17 protein-coding genes are annotated in these 19,092 nt (G+C 71.6%); 11 read left to right on the top strand and 6 right to left on the bottom strand.

The window, feature by feature from the left end; translation table 11 throughout:
- Positions 1 to 13: 13 nt before the first annotated feature.
- The 5 genes from ACZ48Z_RS09755 to ACZ48Z_RS09735 are packed head-to-tail and all read left to right on the top strand — an operon-like array spanning position 14 to position 4,933.
- The gene (locus ACZ48Z_RS09755; protein ID WP_468735284.1) at positions 14 to 925 is read left to right on the top strand and encodes an SDR family oxidoreductase; all 912 of its coding nucleotides are present in this window, start codon (positions 14 to 16) and stop codon (positions 923 to 925) included.
- A gap of 1 nt (position 926) precedes the next feature.
- Entirely contained in the window at positions 927 to 1,403 is a 477-nt protein-coding gene (locus ACZ48Z_RS09750; protein WP_468735283.1) for a Zn-ribbon domain-containing OB-fold protein, read from the top strand.
- Positions 1,400 to 2,548 (top strand): thiolase family protein, encoded by a 1,149-nt coding sequence (locus ACZ48Z_RS09745; protein WP_468735282.1) that lies wholly within the window; start codon positions 1,400 to 1,402, stop codon positions 2,546 to 2,548. Before ACZ48Z_RS09750 ends, ACZ48Z_RS09745 begins: the two co-directional genes overlap by 4 nt.
- A gap of 40 nt (positions 2,549 to 2,588) precedes the next feature.
- Positions 2,589 to 3,821, top strand: a complete 1,233-nt coding sequence (locus ACZ48Z_RS09740; protein WP_468735281.1) for an acyl-CoA dehydrogenase family protein — start codon at positions 2,589 to 2,591, stop codon at positions 3,819 to 3,821.
- Positions 3,818 to 4,933, top strand: a complete 1,116-nt coding sequence (locus ACZ48Z_RS09735; protein ID WP_468735280.1) for an acyl-CoA dehydrogenase family protein — start codon at positions 3,818 to 3,820, stop codon at positions 4,931 to 4,933. The genes ACZ48Z_RS09740 and ACZ48Z_RS09735 overlap by 4 nt, the downstream gene beginning before the upstream one ends.
- Before the next feature lie 72 nt (positions 4,934 to 5,005).
- On the opposite strand, the gene ACZ48Z_RS09730 is transcribed toward ACZ48Z_RS09735, so the two are convergent.
- The 6 genes from ACZ48Z_RS09730 to ACZ48Z_RS09705 are packed head-to-tail and all read right to left on the bottom strand — an operon-like array spanning position 5,006 to position 10,392.
- Positions 5,006 to 6,163, bottom strand: coding sequence for an acyl-CoA dehydrogenase family protein (locus tag ACZ48Z_RS09730; RefSeq protein WP_468735279.1), 1,158 nt, complete (start codon positions 6,161 to 6,163; stop codon positions 5,006 to 5,008).
- Between the two features lie 18 nt (positions 6,164 to 6,181).
- On the bottom strand, positions 6,182 to 6,733 hold the full coding sequence (locus tag ACZ48Z_RS09725) for a DoxX family protein (protein ID WP_468735278.1): 552 nt from the start codon (positions 6,731 to 6,733) through the stop codon (positions 6,182 to 6,184).
- The gene (locus tag ACZ48Z_RS09720) at positions 6,730 to 7,641 is read right to left on the bottom strand and encodes an SDR family NAD(P)-dependent oxidoreductase (RefSeq protein ID WP_468735277.1); all 912 of its coding nucleotides are present in this window, start codon (positions 7,639 to 7,641) and stop codon (positions 6,730 to 6,732) included. The genes ACZ48Z_RS09725 and ACZ48Z_RS09720 overlap by 4 nt, the downstream gene beginning before the upstream one ends.
- 27 nt (positions 7,642 to 7,668) lie before the next feature.
- The gene (locus ACZ48Z_RS09715; protein ID WP_468735276.1) at positions 7,669 to 8,823 is read right to left on the bottom strand and encodes a CaiB/BaiF CoA transferase family protein; all 1,155 of its coding nucleotides are present in this window, start codon (positions 8,821 to 8,823) and stop codon (positions 7,669 to 7,671) included.
- Between the two features lie 32 nt (positions 8,824 to 8,855).
- The gene (locus ACZ48Z_RS09710) at positions 8,856 to 9,626 is read right to left on the bottom strand and encodes an enoyl-CoA hydratase/isomerase family protein (protein ID WP_468735275.1); all 771 of its coding nucleotides are present in this window, start codon (positions 9,624 to 9,626) and stop codon (positions 8,856 to 8,858) included.
- Between the two features lie 10 nt (positions 9,627 to 9,636).
- A complete protein-coding gene (locus tag ACZ48Z_RS09705) occupies positions 9,637 to 10,392 on the bottom strand; it encodes an SDR family NAD(P)-dependent oxidoreductase (RefSeq protein WP_468735274.1) in 756 nt (251 codons plus the stop codon).
- 101 nt (positions 10,393 to 10,493) lie between these two features.
- Here ACZ48Z_RS09705 and ACZ48Z_RS09700 point away from each other — a divergent pair, with 101 nt between their 5' ends.
- The 6 genes from ACZ48Z_RS09700 to ACZ48Z_RS09675 all read left to right on the top strand — a co-directional run bounded on the left by ACZ48Z_RS09700 (position 10,494) and on the right by ACZ48Z_RS09675 (position 19,092).
- A complete protein-coding gene (locus ACZ48Z_RS09700; RefSeq protein ID WP_468735273.1) occupies positions 10,494 to 11,636 on the top strand; it encodes an acyl-CoA dehydrogenase family protein in 1,143 nt (380 codons plus the stop codon).
- A 93-nt stretch (positions 11,637 to 11,729) separates the two neighbouring features.
- Positions 11,730 to 13,220: an aldehyde dehydrogenase family protein gene (locus ACZ48Z_RS09695; RefSeq protein ID WP_468735272.1), complete on the top strand. Its 1,491-nt coding sequence runs from the start codon at positions 11,730 to 11,732 to the stop codon at positions 13,218 to 13,220.
- 52 nt (positions 13,221 to 13,272) lie between these two features.
- Positions 13,273 to 14,862: an AMP-binding protein gene (locus ACZ48Z_RS09690; protein WP_468735271.1), complete on the top strand. Its 1,590-nt coding sequence runs from the start codon at positions 13,273 to 13,275 to the stop codon at positions 14,860 to 14,862.
- Entirely contained in the window at positions 14,859 to 16,019 is a 1,161-nt protein-coding gene (locus ACZ48Z_RS09685) for a thiolase family protein (protein WP_468735270.1), read from the top strand. Before ACZ48Z_RS09690 ends, ACZ48Z_RS09685 begins: the two co-directional genes overlap by 4 nt.
- Positions 16,016 to 16,411, top strand: a complete 396-nt coding sequence (locus ACZ48Z_RS09680; RefSeq protein WP_468735269.1) for a Zn-ribbon domain-containing OB-fold protein — start codon at positions 16,016 to 16,018, stop codon at positions 16,409 to 16,411. Before ACZ48Z_RS09685 ends, ACZ48Z_RS09680 begins: the two co-directional genes overlap by 4 nt.
- Before the next feature lie 152 nt (positions 16,412 to 16,563).
- Positions 16,564 to 19,092, top strand: coding sequence for a sensor histidine kinase (locus tag ACZ48Z_RS09675; RefSeq protein WP_468735268.1), 2,529 nt, complete (start codon positions 16,564 to 16,566; stop codon positions 19,090 to 19,092).

Below are 19,092 nucleotides of genomic sequence, written 5' to 3'. Positions count from 1 at the left end.
CGAGGAGTTGAGGATGTCCGAAGGAGTGGTCGACGGCCGTGTCGTGGTCGTCACCGGTGCAGGCAACGGCATCGGCAGGGCACACGCCCTGGCGTTCGCCGCGCACGGCGCCAAGGTCGTGGTCAACGACCTGGGCGGCGCCCGTGACGGCGGGGGCGGCTCGACCGGGCCCGCCCAGGCCGTGGTGGACGAGATCGTCGCGGCCGGCGGCGAGGCCGTGGCCAACACGGACGACATCTCGACCTGGGACGGGGCGGCCCGACTCGTCCAGCAGGCCGTGGACACCTACGGCGGCCTCGACGTGCTGGTCAACAACGCGGGCATCCTGCGCGACCGGATGATCGTGTCGATGACCGAGCAGGACTGGGACAGCGTGCTCGGCGTCCACCTCAAGGGCAGCTTCGCCACCCTGCACCACGCGGCCGCGTACTGGCGCGAGTGCGCCAAGGCGGGCCACGCCCGTGACGCCCGGGTGATCAACACGACCTCCCCGTCCGGCATCTTCGGCAACCCGGGACAGTCCAACTACGGTTCGGCCAAGGCCGGCATCGCGAGCCTCACCGTCATCGCGGCGGCCGAACTCGCCCGGTACGGCGTGACGGTGAACGCGATCGCACCCACCGCGCTCACCCGGCTGACCGAGGACATCGAGATGATGCGGCGGGCCGCGGAGAGCCAGGACCTCACCCCGGAGGCCGTCTCACCCCTCGTGGTGTGGCTGGGCTCGGCGGCCTCGCGCGAGGTCACCGGGCGGGTCTTCGCCGTCGTCGGCAACCGGATCACCGTGCTGGAGGGCTGGGTCAACGGCCCCGGCGTGGGCGCCGAGACCCGGTGGACACCGGAGGAACTGACCTCCGTCGTCCCCAACCTGGTGGCCAAGGCGGCCCCGAACGCCGACGCCCTCGGCAACCGGAACGGGGCCTGAGATGACGACGACAGACGTGGCACAGCCCCGACAGCCGGTCGCCGAAGGCCTGTTCACCTGGCCGCCCGCCGCGGACCGTCCCACCCGGCTCATCGGCTCCGAGTGCGCGGACTGCGGCCTGGTGAGCTTCCCGGCCGCCCCCGACTGCGTACGGTGCGCGAGCACGGAGTCCAGGCAACGGCTCCTCGCGGACCGCGGGACGCTGTGGACGTACACGACCCAGGACTTCCGCCCGCCGTCCCCGCCCTACGACGGCCCCGAGGCCTTCGAGCCCTACGCCGTCGGGTACGTCGAACTCCCCGGCGAACTGCTGGTGGAGGGCCGCCTCACCGAACCCGACCCGCGCAGGCTGCGCATCGGCCAGGCCATGCGGCTGACGCTCGTGCCCTACACCGTGCGGGACGACGGCACCGAAGTCGTCACGTTCGCGTTCACCCCGGACGAGGAATCCGCCGAGTCGCAGGAGACGACAGCATGACCGAGGCCGCCATCATCGGCGTGGGACTCCACCCCTTCGGGCGGTTCCCCGGGAAGCCGGCACTGGACATGGGTGCGGACGCGGTGCGGCTCGCACTCGCCGACGCGGGCGTGAAGTGGCCGCAGATCCAAGGCGGTTACATCGGCAGCTACGAGGTCGCCAACCCCGATGCGATCGTGGGCCGGCTCGGCCTGACCGGAGTCCCGCTGCGCGGGGTCTTCAACGGCTGCGCGACGGCCGGTACGGCCATCGCGCTCGCCGCCCGCGCCATCGAGACCGGTGAGCACGACCTCACCATCGCGATCGGCCTGGACAAACACCCGCGCGGGGCCTTCGCCGCCGACCCGTCCGTGGCGGGCATCCCCTCCTGGTACGGGCAGACCGGGCTGTTCCTCACCACCCACTTCTTCGGCATGAAGATCAACCGCTATATGCACGAGCACGGCATCTCCCACGAGACGCTCGCCCGGGTGGCCTCGAAGAACTTCGGCAACGCGGCCATGAACGAGAAGGCGTGGCGCCGAACTCCCCTCACCCCGGAGGAAGTTCTCGCTTCCCCGGTCCTCAACTACCCCCTGCGGCAGTTCATGTACTGCGGTCCGAACGAGGGCGCCGCCGCCATCGTGCTGTGCCGCGCCGACCAGGCCCACAAGTACACCCCCACACCCGTCCGCGTCCGCTCCACCGCACTGCGCAGCCGCAGGCTCGGCGCGTTCGAGGTGCAGAGCCCGTCGTTCCCCGTCGGGGAGGTCGTCGAGAGCCCGACCGTGGACGCCTCCCGGGCCGCCTACGAGCTGGCCGGCATCGGACCCGAGGACGTCGACGTCGCCCAGCTCCAGGACACCGACGCCGGATCCGAGATCATCCACATGGCCGAGAACGGCCTCTGCAAGGACGGTGAACAGGAACGCCTCATCGCCGAGGGCGCCACCGGGATCGGCGGCCGGCTCCCGGTCAACACCGACGGCGGACTGCTCGGCAACGGCGAACCCATCGGCGCCTCCGGGCTGCGGCAGATCCACGAGATCGTCCTCCAGCTGCGTGGAACGGCCGGGGCCCGGCAGATCCCCGGCACGCCCCGCGTCGGCTACACCCACCTGTACGGCGCGCCGGGCGCGTCGGCGGTGACGATCCTCTCCACCTGACAGCGGAGCGAACGCGATGCAACCCCACAACTCTCAGGACATGCAGGACTTCGCCGCCGAAGCACGCCGCTTCCTCGACGCCCACGCGACGAAGGCCCCCGACCGTGCCGCCGTCACCTGGGGCGTGGGCGACGACTCGATGGCCTACTTCAGCAGCCTCCCGCCCGAGGAGGAGGCGGAGGAGGTACGCCGTGCGCGCGCATGGCAGCGGACCCGTCACGAGAACGGCTTCGGCTGGATCACCGGCCCGCCCGAGTACGGCGGCCGGGGCCTGACCCCGGTCCACGACCTGCTCTACGACGCCGTCGAGTCCGAGTACGCCGTCCCCGACACCGGAGTGCTCGGCGTGGTGGGCCTCGGCATGATCGGGCCGACGATCCTCACCCACGCCAGGCCCCACATCAAGGAACGCTGGCTGCCCGCGATGTACCGCGGGGACGCCATCGCCTGCCAGCTGTTCAGCGAGCCCGGTGCCGGATCCGACCTGGCGAGCGTGGCGACCCGGGCCGTCCGCGAGGGCGAGGACTGGGTGCTCAACGGGCAGAAGGTGTGGACGTCGGTCGCCCAGCACAGCGAGATCGGCATCGCGCTGACCCGCACGAACCCCGACGCGCCGAAGCACCGCGGGATCACCGCCTTTCTGGTCCCCATGGACGCCCCCGGCGTCGAGGTCCGGCCACTGCGGCAGATGACCGGCGGCGCCGACTTCAACGAGGTCTTCCTCACCGACGTCCGCATCCCCGACGACCACCGCCTCGGCGAGGTCGACGGCGGCTGGACGGTCGCCCTGACCACCCTGATGAACGAGCGCAACACCGTCGGAAGCGAGGGAGCGGGACCGGTGGCCGCCGCGCTGTCCCCGGAACACCTCTCGGCGCTCATGCGCGCCACCTGGACCTGGGACGACCGGGCCCTGCGCGGCCGGCTCGCGGAACTCCTCGTGGACGCCATGGCCACCGGGTACCTCAACGACCGCGCCCGGCGCACCCTGCGGGCGGGGATCGCGCCGGGCCCCGAGAGGTCCGTGTCCAAGCTGATGTACGGCCAGAACCTCACCCGTGCCGCGCACTTCGTGTCCGACTGCCTCGGCCCGCGGATCATCGCCGACACCGGGCAGTGGGGCACCTACGCCTGGTCCGAACTCCTGCTGGCCACACCGGCGTTGCGCATCCTCGGCGGCACCGAGGAGATCATGAAGAACATCCTCGCGGAACGCGTCCTCGGCCTGCCCAGGGAACCGGTGACCGCAGCGGCCAAGGAGGTGCGGTCGTGACCGCCGAAGAGAGCGAGCTGCGGGAACTCCGCGCGTCCGTACGGGAGTTCCTGGAGGCCAAGTCTCCCGAGGAAGCCGTGCGCAAGCTCATGGAGAGCGAGCCGCGCTTCGACCTCGACGTGTGGGCGCAGGCCGCCGACCAACTGAGGCTGCCGGGTCTGGTGATCCCGGAGGAGTACGGCGGCGACGGCTTCGGTCCGGTCGAACTCGGCGTCGTCATGGAGGAGATGGGCCGCGCCCTGCTGTGCTCGCCCTTCTTCGCCACGGTCGTGCTCGCGGCCCAGGCCCTGCTGGCCTCCGGGGACAGCGAGGCCTGCGCACACCATCTGCCCGCCATCGCGTCCGGGCGCACCACGGCCACGCTCGCCGTCGCCGAGGACAGCGGCTCCTGGGACCCCGCCCTGATCTCCGCGCGCGCCGTGCCCGACGGCGACGGCGGCTGGAGGCTGAGCGGCCGCAAGTGCTTCGTCATCGACGGAACGACGGCCGACCTGATCCTCGTCGTCGCGCGAACCGTCGCCGGTCCTTCGCTCTTCGCGGTGGACCGGACGGCCCCCGGCGTGGCGGCCGTGGCGATGGAGACCCTGGACGCCACCCGGGCGATGGCCCGGCTGACGTTCGACTCGGTGGCCGCGACACCCGTGGGCGGGGAAGGAGCGGGCGGCCGCATCATGGCCAGGGTCCTCGACATGGCCTCGGTCGGGCTGGCCGCCGAACAGGCGGGCGGGGCCCGCAGGTGCCTGGACATGAGCGCCGACTACGCCCGCACCCGGTACCAGTTCGGGCGGCCCATCGGCTCCTTCCAGGCCGTCAAGCACAAGTGCGCCGACATGCTCGTCCAGGTGGAACTCGCGGAGGCGTCCGCCCGGGAGGCGGCCCGGCTGGCCGAGGAGGGGGCAACGGACTTCCCGGTCGCCGCAGCCGTGGCCCACGCGTGCTGCTCACGGGCGTACATGGTCGCGGCGATGGAGAACATCCAGGTCCACGGCGGCATCGGCTTCACCTGGGAACACCCGGCCCATCTGTACTTCCGGCGCGCCAAGTCCTCGCAACTGCTGTTCGGGGGACCGGCCGTCTACCACGAGCGACTGCTGGACCGGCTCGGGATCTGACGAACACGACGACGAGAAGGCCCCGGGTTCACCCCGGGGCCTTCCTCTGTGACGCGTGCGTGTCCGTGTCCGTCAGCCGCGCGCCGCCTCGCCGAGCAGCGCCTTCGCGATGATGACCTGCTGGACCTGGCTGGTGCCCTCGTAGATCCGGAACAGCCGGGCGTCACGGTAGAAGCGCTCGACGGCGACTCCGCGCATGTAGCCCGCCCCGCCGTGGACCTGCACCGCGCGGTCCGCGACCCGCCAGACCATCTCGCTGGCGAAGTACTTCGTGCAGGACGGCCCGATCTTGGTGTCCGTCCCGGCGTCGAAGGCGCGCGCGGCCTCCAGGACCGTGGCGCGGCCGGCGTAGTAGTCGGTCTGCGAGTCGGCGATGAGGCCCTGCACGAGCTGGAAGGAGCCGATGAGCTTCCCGGACTGCTTGCGGGTGCTCGCGTAGGCGACCGACTCGTCGACCAGGCGCTCGGCCATGCCGACCATCAGCGCGGAGATGTGGACGCGTCCGTGCGCGATGCAGCCCATCGCCGTGGGGAACCCGCGGTTGAGCCCGGCCTCGCCGCCGACCAGCGCGGAGGCCGGTACGCGTACGTCGTCGAAGTACACGTCCGCCGTCCAGGCGCCGAACTGGCCCATCTTGTGGTCCTTGGGCGCCACGGTCAGGCCCGGGGTGTCCGCCGGGACCAGGAAGGTGGAGATGCCCCGGGTGCGGGGGGCGTCGGGGTCGGTGCGGGCGAAGACCATGAAGACGTCGGCGAGCGGGGCGTTGGTGATGTACCGCTTGGCGCCGTTGATCACCCACGTGTCGCCGTCGAGCCGGGCACGCGTGGTGAGGGTCGACGGGTCGGACCCGGCGTCGGGCTCGGTGAGCGCGAACGACGCCAGGACGTCACCCGAGGCGATCCTCGGCAGCCACTGAGCCTTCTGCTCCTCGGTGCCGCCGACCATCAGGACGTGCCCGGCGATGCCGTTGTTCGTCCCGAACATGGAACGCAACGACGGGGTGGTGTACCCCAGCTCGAACATCAGCTGGGCCTCTTCGTACATCGACAGACCCAGACCGCCGTACTCCTCGGGCAGTGCGAAGCCGAACAGGCCCATCTTCTTCGCCGCCTCGCGGATGTCCGCGGGCATCTCGTCCTTCTCGTCGATCTCCGCTTCGAGCGGCACGACGCGGTCCCGGACGAAACGCCGGACCTCGGACAGCACCGCGCTGAAGTCAGCCGCGTCCATGTCGACTCCCTCTTGCCTTCACTGATCTGTCTGTGTCTGTGTGGGGGTCTCGTCCGGCTGCCGCGCCGGTCTGTAGCACGCGGCCAGCAGTGCCGCCGCGCTCACCGCGCCAAGACCGGCGGCCAGCAACGCAGGCCCCGGGCCTGCCTGTTGGCGTCGCAGCAGTCCGTCGAGCGAGTAGCGGCCGTGGCCGAGTGCCGCCAGGGCGACGGCGGCTCCGCCCACGACACCGGCGTACTCCCAGCCGCCCTTGAAGACGAAGAACCCCTTGCCCCGGTGGTCGGTCCGGGCGGCCACGGCCATGAGACCGACGGCCGCCGCTGCCGGGAGGGGGCCCGCCGCGCCCAGGGCGATGCCGGCACCGGCTGCCATTTCGGTCCCGGCGGCCATACGGGCGTGGACCTCGGCCGGTCTGAGGCCGAGCGCCTCGAACCAGCCCGTGGTGCCCTTGATTCCGCCCGGCCCGGCGACCTTGTTCCAGCCGTGGGCGAAGAGCATCGGGCCGAGCGTCGCGCGCAGGACCAGGGCGGCGACGTCATGTCCCCGACCCTCATGTCCACGCCCCGTCACTGGCCCGCTCCGGTGGCCCGGCCCGCGGGAGCGACACCGTACAACTGCGGTACGGCGTCGACGAGTTCGTCGTAGGTGAGGGCCTTACCGGACTCGCTGGGGTGGACCGCGGCGACCGTCCAGCCCTGGAGCCGGTTCAGCCGGTTGCCCTCGATGCGCAGGACCTGGCCGGTCAGCCAGGCCGCACTGTCGGAGGCCAGGTAGACGACGACACCGGAGGCGTTGGCGGGATCGCGAGGGTCGAAGTCGCCGGTGGCCTGGAGGGATTCACCGACGGACAGCCCGTCCGTCATCCGGGTGGCCGCGATCGGCGAGACGGCGTTCGCGGTGACGCCGTACTTGCGCATCTCCAGCGCGGTCAGGACGGTGAGCCCGGCGATCCCCGCTTTTGCGGCACCGTAGTTGGACTGGCCCTGGTTGCCGAACAGCCCGGTCCCGGACGTCGTGTTGATGACGCGGCCGGTGACCCGCTCACCCCGCTTCGACGCCTCCCGCCAGTACGCGCACGCGTGCCGGGTCAGCGCGAAGGTGCCTTTCAGATGCACCTCGATCACGGCGTCGAACTCGGCCTCGGTCATCGAGAACAGCATGCGGTCGCGCACGATGCCGGCGTTGTTGACGATGATGTCGAGCCGGCCGAACTCCGCGACCGTGTCGGCGACCATGGCCTCGGTCGCCGTCCAGTCCGTCACCGACGCGTGGTTGGCGACCGCCCGGCCGCCGAGCTTGGTGATCTCCGCGACCACGTCGTCGGCGGGGGAGTCCCCGGTCCGCTCGCCGTGCACGCCCGCACCGAGATCGTTCACGACCACGGTCGCGCCGGCCTCGGCCAGGGCCAGGCAGTGTGCCCGGCCGAGCCCCCTGCCGCCGCCGGTCACGATGGCGACCTTGTCGTCGAGGATGCCCACGCCGTACCTCCAAGCAGATATGTCGGGTCAGTTGAGTTCGCGCAGTACGTCGTCGGTGTGTTCGCCGAGCGTCGGCGCACCGGTGCGCGGCTTGTCGTCCACACCCCAGAAACTCACCGGCGTGGCCACCGTCCGCAGCGGCGGCCCCTCGCCCATACCGGGCTGCTCGACGAACGCGCCCACGGCCTCCGCCTGTGGATCGGCGGCCACTTCCGCCAGGGTCTGCACGGGCGCCCACCACACGCCCTCGGCGTCGAACCGCGCCGCCCACCGATCCAGCGGCAGCCGTCCGAACTCCTCGTCGAACACGGCGATCAGTTCGCGTACGTGGCCGCGCCGGGCCTTGCCGGTCGCGAACCGTTCGTCCGTCTCCAGGTCCGGGCGGCCCAGCGCCTTGATCACACCCGGCCAGTGCCGGTGGCCCTCCAGGCCCACCAGCCAGAACCAGCGGTCGTCGGCGGCCCGGTAGGAGTTGTAGAGGGGGGACTCGTGCTCGCTGCGGTGCCGGGTACGGCCGCGCTTGCCGAAGAAGTTCTGCAGCGCGAGGTCGTTGCCGTTGGCGTAGGTCCCGGACCGCAGCAGCGACACGTCCACCACGCCGCCCTCGCCGGTGCGTTCGCGGCGCAGCAGGGCGGCCAGCACTCCCGCCACCAGGTTGGAGGCGGCGGTGCGGTCGCCGAGTCCCGGGCGGATACCGGGTGGTGGCTCCCCGGCCGGGTTGAGCATGCCCGCGATGCCGGGGCGGGCCCAGAAGGCCGACACGTCGTACCCGGCGCGGTCGCGCTCCTCGCCCGTCCAGCCGTATCCCGTCAACGTGCCGACGACGAGACGGGGATGGCGGGCGCGCAGGTCGTCGGGGGCCAGCCCCAGCCGCTCCAGCGCGCCGGGGCGGAGGTTGGTGACGAAGACGTCGGCGCGTGCCAGCAGCCGTTCCAGTACGTCCTTGCCGTCCGGCGAGCGCAGGTCGAGGACGATTCCGCGCTTGCCGCGGTTGTCCGTCTCGAACGGCGGCTCGCTGTCGATGTCCTGGCCGACGTGCTTGAGCGTGTACCGGTTCGGGTCGCCGGTGGGCGCCTCCACCTTGATCACGTCCGCACCCCAGTCGGCCAGCATGGTGGCCGCGGCCGGAGCAGCCACCCACATGCCCAGTTCCACGACGGAAACGCCTTCCAAAGGCCGCACGGCCCACCTCCACATCTGTCGGGGACGGTTCGCTACACGCCGCGGAACTCGCCCGCGCGGCGTTCCCGGAAGGCCTTGAGCCCCTCGGCCCGGTCCTCGGTGGAGAACAGCACCGTGACGGTCTCCCGCTCGTAGGCGATCGCCGTCGTGAGGTCCATGCCGAGTCCGTGGTCGATCAGCCGCTTGCCCGCCGCGAGCGCGAGCGGTGCCCCCGCGGCCAGGCCCGCGGCCAGCTTCTCGGCGGCGGCGAGGGCTCCTCCGGTTTCGGCCAGTTCGTTGACGAGCCCGAGCTGCCAGGCACGTTCCGCGTCGATCGGCTCGCCGGTGAGGATCATCTGCTTGGCGACCGCCGGTGGCAGCAGGCGCGGGAGCCGCTGGGTACCGCCCGCGCCCGGCAGGACGCCCAGCTTCATCTCGGGCAGGCCGAGCCGGGTGCCGCGCTCCGCGACCCGCAGGTCGCAGGCGAGCGCCAGCTCCAGACCGCCGCCGAAGGCGAACCCGTGGAGGGCTGCGACCGAGGGCTTCGGGAAGTCCTCCAGGAGCGCGTACGCCTCCGTCAGGCGCCCCACGAATGCCCGGAACTGCCCGGGTGCCGTGCACGACTCGATCTCCCCGATGTCGGCGCCCGCCGAGAAGGCCCGGCCCGCTCCGGCCAGCACCACGGCGCGTACGTCGTCGTTGTCGCGGAGGTCGTTCAGGGCCTGCGTGAGCCGGTCCACGGTCCCGGTGCCGACGGCGTTGAGCCGTTCCGGCCGGTCGAGGGTCAACACGGCGATCTGGTCGCGGAGTTCGACACGCAACACGGAACTCACCTCACACCATCGTCAGGCCGCCGCTGACCGAGAGCGTCTGCCCGGTCACGTAGGCGGCGTCGTCGGACGCGAGGAAGGCCACCACGCCGGCGATCTCGGCGGGCTGGGCGACGCGGCGCAGCGGGATGGCCCGCACGGTCGCGTCGTACATCTTCTGGCTGTACTCGGCGACCTGCCCGAGCAGCGCGGTGTCGGTCGGCCCGGGGCAGACGCTGTTGACGGTGATGCCGTACCGGGCGACCTCGCGGGCGAGGGCCTTGCCGAAGGCGATGACGCCGCCCTTCGTCGCGGAGTACACGACCTCGCCGGACGAGCCGACCCGGCCCGCGTCGGAGGCGATGTGGACGATCCGGCCGCCGCCGCGCTCGATCATAGGGTCGAGCACCGCCCGCGTCACCGTGATCGTCCCCCGCAGGTTGACGGCGATGATCCGGTCCCAGGTCTCCTCGTCGCTGTCGACGAACCGGCCGATGACGTCGACGGCCGCGTTGTTGACCAGCACGTCCACCGGGCCGAGTTCGGCGCCCACCCGCTCGACGGCCGCGCGTACGGCCGCCCCGTCGCAGATGTCCGCGCCGACTCCGAGCGCCCGCACCCCGTGCCGCTCGGCAAGCCCGGCCGCGACCTTCCCCGCTGCCTCCGCGTCCACGTCACAGACGGCGACCGAGGCTCCGGCGGCGGCCAGCGCGTCGGCGATCGCCTCGCCGATGCCCCGTCCCGCTCCGGTGACCAGTGCCACCTTGTCCCGTACGCTCACGCGTCCTCCCTCGCCCAGGTCCAGAAACAGCGCTATCGTATAACTACTTCAGCTGAATAAGCGAGATGCAGACCATGTGGGATGCAGGAGTGGAGCCGAGGATGCGCCGTACGATCTTCACCGAGGAGCACGACCTGTTCCGTGAGACCGCCCGCACCTACTACCTGCGGGAATGTGTCCCGCACAGCGAGGAGTGGGAGCGCGAGGGGCAGGTCAGCCGCGCCGCGTGGGCGGCCGCGGGCAAGGCCGGACTCATCGGCTGGGAGTTCCCCGAGGAGTACGGCGGCCAGGGCATCCGGGACTTCCGCTACAACGCGATCATGGCCGAGGAGATGGCGGCCACGGGCGCGGTCGGCATCGGCCTCGGTCTGCAGAACGACGTCATCCCGCCGTATCTGATGAAGCTCACCACCCCGCAGCAGAAGGCCCGTTGGCTGCCGGGTGTGATCAGCGGCGAGACGATCTGCGCACTCGCGCTGTCCGAGCCGGCCGCCGGATCCGACCTCAAGGGCATCCGCACGACCGCCCGCAGGGACGGCGGCGAGTGGGTGATCGACGGCTCCAAGACCTTCATCACCAACGGCATCCTCGCCGACCTGGTCATCGTCGCCTGCAAGACCGACCCGGACGCCGGGCACAAGGGCATCAGTCTGATCGTCGTCGAACGCGGCACCGAGGGCTTCGAGCGCGGCCGCAAGCTCGACAAGGTCGGCATGAAGGCCCAGGACACCGCGGAACTCTTCTTCCGTGAGGTCCGCGTCCCCGCCGAGAACCTGCTCGGGCAGGAGGGGCGCGGTTTCTACCACATGATGGGCAACCTCCCCACCGAGCGGCTCGCCATCGCGGTCGCCGCCCTCGCCTCCGCCGAGCGGGCCTTCGGCTGCGCGCTGGAGTACGCCAAGGACCGCACCGCCTTCGGCCGGGCCATCGGCGGGTTCCAGGCCAACCGGTTCGCCCTCGCCGACATCAAGGCCAAGCTGGGCGTCGCCCGGGTCTATCTGGACGGCTGCATCATGGCCCTGGTCGAGGGCCAGCTGACGCCCGAGGAGGCCGCCGCCGCCAAGTACTGGACCACGGAGACCGGCTGGGCGGTCATCGACCGCTGCATGCAGCTCTTCGGCGGCTACGGCTATGTCAACGAGTACGAGATCGCCCGCATCTGGCGGGACAGCCGGGTGCAGCGGGTGTTCGGCGGCACCTCGGAGATCATGCAGGAGATCGTCGGACGGTCACTGGGGCTCTGAAGGACGGCGGACGTTCGCCATTGATTGGTTCGGCTAAATAGGTTATCTATTTAAGCTGTACGGATGTGAGGGCACCGGGCTCCAGGAGGCACCGTGGTCACGGTCGACGTGAAGCTGCACCAGGATCGGGCCGAGCGGGACCTGCCGCGCCCCCGGCTCGTCATCGGGGGCAAGGACCTCCACGACCCGAGCGGCGGGCTCTACGAGCACGTCAACCCCGCCACCGGCCTCGTCCAGGCCCTGATCCCGCTCGCCGGGCCCACCGAGGTGGACCAGGCCGTGGCCGCCGCCCGCCAGGCCTTCGAGGTGTGGGGCACCATGCGGCCCGCCGAGCGCCGCCGCCTGCTCACCCGCTTCGCAGGGCGGCTGCGCGACCACATCCCCGACTTCGCGGCGATCTGCCCCCTGGAGAACGGCGTCTGCATCGGCGGCTGGGCCGAGAACGTCGGACCCCACGTCGCCGAGTGGACCGAGTACTACGCCGGCTGGGCGGACAAGATCGAGGGCCTGGTCGGCGCGGCCTACAGCCCGCACGAGAACGTCGAGTACACCCTTGCCGAGCCGTACGGCGTCATCGGGCACATCATCACCTGGAACTCGCCCGCCCTGTCTTTGGCGATGAAGGTCCCGCCCTCGCTCGCCGCCGGCAACACCGTGGTCATCAAACCGGCCGAGTCCACGCCGTTCTCCGCCCTGCTCTTCGCCGACCTGGCCCGCGAGGCGGGCATCCCCGACGGTGTGATCAACGTCGTCACCGGACTCGGCGACGCGGGCGAGGCCCTGGTGACGCACCCCGGCGTCGACAAGATCTCCTTCACGGGCGGCCCCGCCACCGCGCGCCGCATCATGGCGAGTGCCGCCCAGAGCCTCAAGCCCGTCCTGTTCGAGCTGGGCGGCAAGTCCGCCAACCTGCTCTTCGCCGACACCGACCTCGACACGGTCGTGCCGTACTGCGCGGCCTTCGCCATGAGCAACACCGGCCAGGGCTGCGCACTGCCCACCCGGCTGCTCGTCGAGCGCCCGATCTACGACGAGGTCGTCGCACGCGTCGCCGGAGTCGTCGCCCACCTGCCCGTGGGCGACCCGCTCGACCCGACGACCTACATCGGACCGCTGATCGACCGGGCAGCCCGCGACCGGGTCCGGAACACCATCGACCAGGCAATCAAGGGCGGTGTCGGCCGACTCGTGCACGGCGGTGAACCCATCGACTCGGACGGCTGGTTCGTCACCCCGACCGTCTTCGCCGACGTCGACAACCGCAGCGACCTCGCCCAGCGGGAGATCTTCGGCCCGGTCCTCGCCCTCACCCCCTTCGACACGGAGGACGAGGCCGTCGCCCTCGCCAACGACACCGAGTACGGACTGTCCGCCTACATCCAGTCCCGCGACATCGGCCGCGTCAACCGCCTGGTTCCGCGACTGAAGGCCGGCACCGTGTACGTCAACCCCGGCCCCAACCCGATCACTTCGCCCGCCACGCCCTTCGGCGGCGTCGGCATCAGCGGCTTCGGACGGGAAGGCGGCCGGGCCGGACTGGAGGAGTTCATCCACGTCAAGGGCGTCGGCGTCGGCCGCGTCTGACGGTGCCGCACCCTCTTCACGCATTCTTCGAGAAGCCTCTGGAGCCCACAGCATGCACTCCGCCCGCCGCCTGACGTTCGGCGACCTCATCCGCGAGCACCGCAGGTCCTACCCCGACGGCGTCGCCCTCGTCGACGGCGACACCCGGCTGACCTGGCCGCAGCTCGACGAGCGCACCAACCGGCTCGCCCACGCCCTCACCGAGGCGGGCGTCGGCACCGGCGACCGCATCCTGTGGCTGGGCCAGAACTCCTTCCGCATCTGGGAGCTGCTCGGCGCCGCCGGGAAGATCGGCGCCATGGTCTGCCCCGGCTACTGGCGCTGGGCCGCCCCCGAAATGGCGTTCGCCGTCGAGGACTTCGACCCCCGGGTCGTGGTCTGGCAGGACGAGGAGATCGGCGACACCGTACGCAAGGCACGGGCCGAACTGGGCACCGACCACCGGGCGTTGTGGCTGCAACACGACACGCAGAGCACCGCGGAACCCGACTCGTACGAGTCCTTCCTGGCCTCCGGCTCCCCCGAGGGCCCGGCGGCCGGCATCGAGGTGGATCCCGACTCCGCGCTGCTGGTCATCTACACCGCGGCGATCTCCGGACGGCAGTCCGGCTCGATGCTCTCGCACCGCAACCTCCTCGCCATGGGCGCGAGCGCCGCCTGGATGGGGGACATCGGCACCGAGACCGCCTTCCTCGGCGCCGGACCGATGTTCCACATCGGCAACTACCAGTTCTGGGGCGTCCCGGCCTTCGTCCACGGCGGCAAGAACGTCATCGTCCGCCGCGTCGTCGCCGAGGAACTGCTCCCGCTGCTCGCGGCGGAACAGTGCACCCACGCCTATCTGATGCCGCCGACCATCGCCCAGCTCGTCGCACTGAACCGCGAGGCCGGACACGACCTGTCCCACCTGAAGGCGAGCGTCGCCGCCCCCCTGTGGCAGGGCACCGTACCCACCGACACCAGCCGCTTCACCCGCAACGGCGGCGGCGAGGGCCGCGGCTACGGGCAGACCGAGGTGACCGGCTTCGCCGTGACCGGCGCCTACGGCGGCGCGGGCACCGGCAACGCGGGACGCCCCGGCCCCTTCACCGCCGTACGCGTCCTGGACGGCACCGGCGAGGAGTGCGCGGTGGGCGTGGCCGGCGAGATCTGCGTCCGCGGCGACCTCGTGCACCTCGGCTACTGGAACCGGCCCGAGACCAACGAGGAGCGCTTCCGCTTCGGCTGGTGGCACACCACCGACCTCGGCCGGCGTGAGAGCGACGGCACGATCAGCTTCCTCGGGACCACGACCCGCATGCTCAAGTCGGCGGCCGAGAACATCTTCCCCGCCGAGGTCGAGAACTGCATCGAAGCGCACCCCGCGGTCAGGGAGGCCGCCGTGATCGGCGTGCCCAACGAGCGCTGGGCGCAGGACGTCAAGGCGGTCGTCGTACTGCGCCCCGACGCCGATCCGGTCACCGCGGCCGACGTCATCGAGCACTGCCGGGCGCGGATCGCCTCGTACAAGAAGCCGAAGACGGTGGAGTTCGTCGAGGCGCTGCCGCGCACCAAGGACTACGCGAAGGACTACGAGGCGCTCGACGAGCGCTTCGGCGGGGGCGGCTACCCCGGCGGCGACACGCTCGGCGCCGGTCGATGAACCCCGCGGACCGCCGTCTGCCGGTCGTCGTCGGCGTGCACGCCACCGAACAGGCCCTGTCCCTCCCGGACCGGGACGCCATGGACCTCGCGCTGGAAGCGGTGAGCGGCGCCATCGCGGACGCCGGGCTGACACCCGACGACGTGGACGGCGCCCAGGTCGACTGGCCCGGCCCGGGCGGCGTGCCCGGCGAGGGCAGCTCCTGGGCGCGCATGCTGGGCCGGGACCTGCGCTGGACCAGCGACTCGATGCTCGACAACGCGGGCTCGCGCGGCCTGCTGAAGGCGGCGGCTGCCGTCCGGGCCGGGTTCGCGGACACCGTCGTGGTCGGCGGCTGCAAGCTGGTCTCGCGGGGGGCGGGTCCCGTGGGGGCCGGTGTGGCGCTGGAGTTCGCGGACGTGTGGGGCAGTTATGTCGTCGCCCAGTTCGCGCTGGTGGCGGCACGGCACATGCACGAGTACGGGACGACTCCCCGTCAGCTCGCGGAGGTCGCCGCCACCATCCGCAACAACGGCACCACCAACCCGGAGGCGATGATGTACGGCCGTGGCCCGTACACCGCCGCCGACGTCCTCGCCTCCCGCATGGTCGCGACCCCCTTCCATCTGCTGGACTGCTGCATCGTCGGCGAGGGCGGCGCCGCGCTCGTCGTGACCACCGCCGAACGCGCCCGCGACCTGCCGCACCCGCCCGTGGCCGTCCTCGGCGGGGGCATGGAGTACCACCAGGCCGCGTACGCCAACCCGGCGCTGCACCGGGAGGTCGGCGGGCTCGGCCGGGACGCCGCCACCCGCGCCTATGCGATGGCCCAAGTGAGCCCGCACGACGTGGACGTCTTCTCGCTGTACGACCCCAACTCCTTCGAGATCATCAGGCAGTTGGAGATCCTCGGACTGTGTGGGGAGGGGGAGGGTGGGCCGCTCGCCGCGAGCGGGGCCATCGCCGTCGGCGGCAAGCATCCCGTCAACCCGGACGGCGGCTGTCTGTCGTACGCCTGGAACGGGACACAGCAGATGACCCTCAAAGTCGTGGAAGCCGTACGGCAGTTGCGCGGCACGGCGGTGCACCAGGTCGAGCGCGCGGAGCTGGCGGTGGTCGGGAACGCCGGCTCGGGAGCCCAGCACTACGAGATGAGCGTCCTCGGGAGGATGCGATGAGCAGGCCCGTCCCCGTCCCCACCGAGCTGTCCCGGCCGTTCTGGGAGGCCGCCCGGCGCGGCGAACTGGTCGTCCCGCAGTGCCCCTCCTGCGGGCTGCGCTTCTTCGTTCCCGAACCGGCCTGCCCCGGCTGTATGACGCGGGACTGGGCGTACGCGCCCAGCGCGGGCCGGGGGAGCGTCTACTCGGTGACCGTTGTGCACCGCGCGCCGGGACCCGGCTTCGACACCCCCTTCGCGCTGGCCGTGATCGACCTCGACGACGGGGGCACCCTCCTGTCGCACGTGGACGCCGAAGACCCCGACGGCGTGACCATCGGGATGCGCGTGCGCGTGGACTTCCGCACCCTCACCGACGAGATCGCACTGCCGTACTTCGTGCCGGAGGGGTGAACGGCCCCTCGGGCCGCTCCACAACCTCACCATAATTTAAACACCGATTACTCTAAGTGTATTGAGTTAGCGGTTTCCAGCGATAGCATCTCCCGCATCGCGCGGGCCCCGCTGGGGTGGCCCGCCTCTGTGAGCATCGCTGAGGTCCTGAAGTGGCAGTGCATGCGCGAGCGTCGAACAGACAGGGCCGACGGGAACCCCGAGCCGGACGGCAGCCCGCGCTGCGCACGGTCCTGCTCGTCCTGGCCCTGGTGCCCATCGTGACCCTGGTGGCGCTGTGGGCGGTCGACTCCGCACAGCTCTACTCCGACTGGTGGCGCCAGCAGGACCGCAACGACGTCTCCACGCAGGCCGCCCGGCCGGTACTGGGCGCCTTCTTCAGTCTGCAGGAGGAACGCCGGCTCAGCGCGGCGGCCCTGGCCGACCCCGCCGGGTACGAGAAGCAGCTGACCGCCCAGCGGACCCGTACCGACGCGGCCGTCAAGGCCGTCGAGGCGCTGCCCGGCAGCGGGTGGAACGCGCCGGCCGACATCCGCGGCGACGTCGTCGACCTGGGCAGGGCCCTGCGGAACCTGCCGGACTACCGCGCGGGCGTCGACGGGCGGACCGCCTCGCCACAACGGACGTTCGACGACTACACGGGTCTGATCTCCCGGCACCTGAAGGTGTTCAACACGCTCAGCACCGTCGGCCTGCCCGGCATCGACCACCTGGTGCGCCCGGTCATCGACGAGAACTGGGGCGCCGAGATGATCTCGCGTGAGGACGCGCTGTTCACCCGCGCCTCGGCGAGCGGCAAGCTCACCGGTGACGAGCGGGCACAGCTCGCCGCCTGGATCGGCGCCCAGCAGTTCATCTACGACGACAAGGTCGTGCCGCTGCTGTCGGACGACGAGGCGCGGCACTTCCGCACGCTCATGGCGGACAGCGCGTGGAAGAAGAAGACCGCCGTCGAACAGGCCGTGCTGGCGGGCTCCGCCACCGGCGGCGACACCGACCGGTTCTCCAAGAAGCTCGGGCGGGACTGGCGCGACAGCGTCCAGCAGGTCACCGCGCAACTCCAGGTGCGCAACGCCGCCTACGCGAAGACACTGACGGCCGCCACCGACAAGCAGTTGCGGGCGATGGAGACCCGGCTGATCGCCACCAGCGCCGGCAACGCCGTCGCCGTACTCGTGGTCGCCCTCATCACCGCCCTGTTCACCCGCATGCTGCGCCGCAGGATCTCCGCACTGCGCACCGCCGCGACCGACCTGCAGACCCGGCTGCCGGACGTGGTGGCCCGTCTGCGCCGGGGCGAGGTCGTCGACCCCGACGCCGAACTCCCGGCGATCCAGCACGGCGGCGACGAACTCGGGCAGCTGGGCCGGGCCCTCAACCTCGCCCGTCACACCGCCCTGGACACCACGGTGGCCCAGGTGGGCCAGCTCCACGGCTTCGAGAAGCTCCTGCAGCGCATCGCCCGCCGCACCCAGCTGCTCATCGGCCTGCAGATGAAGAAGCTCAGCGAACTGGAGCGCAAGCACGAGGACCCCGAGATCCTGGAGGACCTCTTCGACCTCGACCACCTCACCGCGAGGCTGCGCCGCTACGAGGAGAACCTGGTCATCCTCGGTGGCGGTCAGCCCCAACGGCGTTGGCGCAAGCCGGTGTTGGTGCTGGACGTGCTGCGCTCCGCACAGAGCGAGGTGCAGGACTACCGGCGGATCCAGATCGAGGTGCAGGGCCGCGTCTGGCTCTCCGAGCGTGCCGTCGGCCTCGTCATCCACGTCCTGGCCGAGCTGATGGAGAACGCGGTGGGCTTCTCCCGGCCGCCGACTCCCGTGGAGGTGTACGCCGCCCAGGTCGGGCGCGGTCTCGCCGTGGAGATCGAGGACCGCGGAGTGGGCATGGACGCCGGTCAGTACGAGGCGGTCAACCATCTGATGGCCGACCCGCCCCGCATGGACGTGATGTCGCGGGCCGACGACGTCAGGCTCGGACTGTACGTCGTCGCCCGGCTCGCGCAGGGCCTCGGCATCCAGGTGGAGTTGCGGCCCTCGGCGTTCGGCGGAACACGGGTGGTCGTCCTCATCCCGGACGAACTCGTCGTCATCGAGGACTCCGGGCCCGTCGAGGAGATCGTCACTTCCTGGCCGCCCGCGCCCGACCTGGTGGCGTCGGACGTCGAGGCGGCGCCGGTCGCCGCTCACGGTCCGGACCCGCGCATCCGGCAGCCGGCCACCAGTGGTGCGCCGCCCGGCGCGGCCGCCTTGCGGGAGCGGCTGCAGAACGGCCCGCAGCGTCCCCGTCCCGTACCGCACCAGCCGGGCACGGGACAGGACCCGGTCCGCGCACCGCGCCGGTCTCTCCCGTCCCAGCCCTTCGGCCCGCCACCGGTCCACCCGGCACCGGCCGCCCTCGGCGCACCGTCCCGGCCCGCCGCCCAGGAGGTGGTGCATCCGCTGCCCAAACGCGTGCGCCAGGCCAGCCTGGCCGACGAACTGCGCGACCCCGACGCGGCCGCACGGCCCGCCCCGGACGAGCGGGAGGCCCGCCCCCGGCCCACACCGGCCCGCTCCGGCGCCACCGTCGGTGCCTTCCAACGCCAGTCCCGGATGGCCCGGCGTACGACCACCACGGCAGACCACGGCCCCGCCGACGTCCTGCCGGACCGCAGAAGTTTCCCGACGGAAGACTGA

This window comes from Streptomyces sp. NPDC031225, assembly GCF_055570355.1.
The sequence above is the reverse complement of the archived record's forward strand: the minus strand, read 5'-3'. Positions and strand labels throughout refer to the sequence as shown.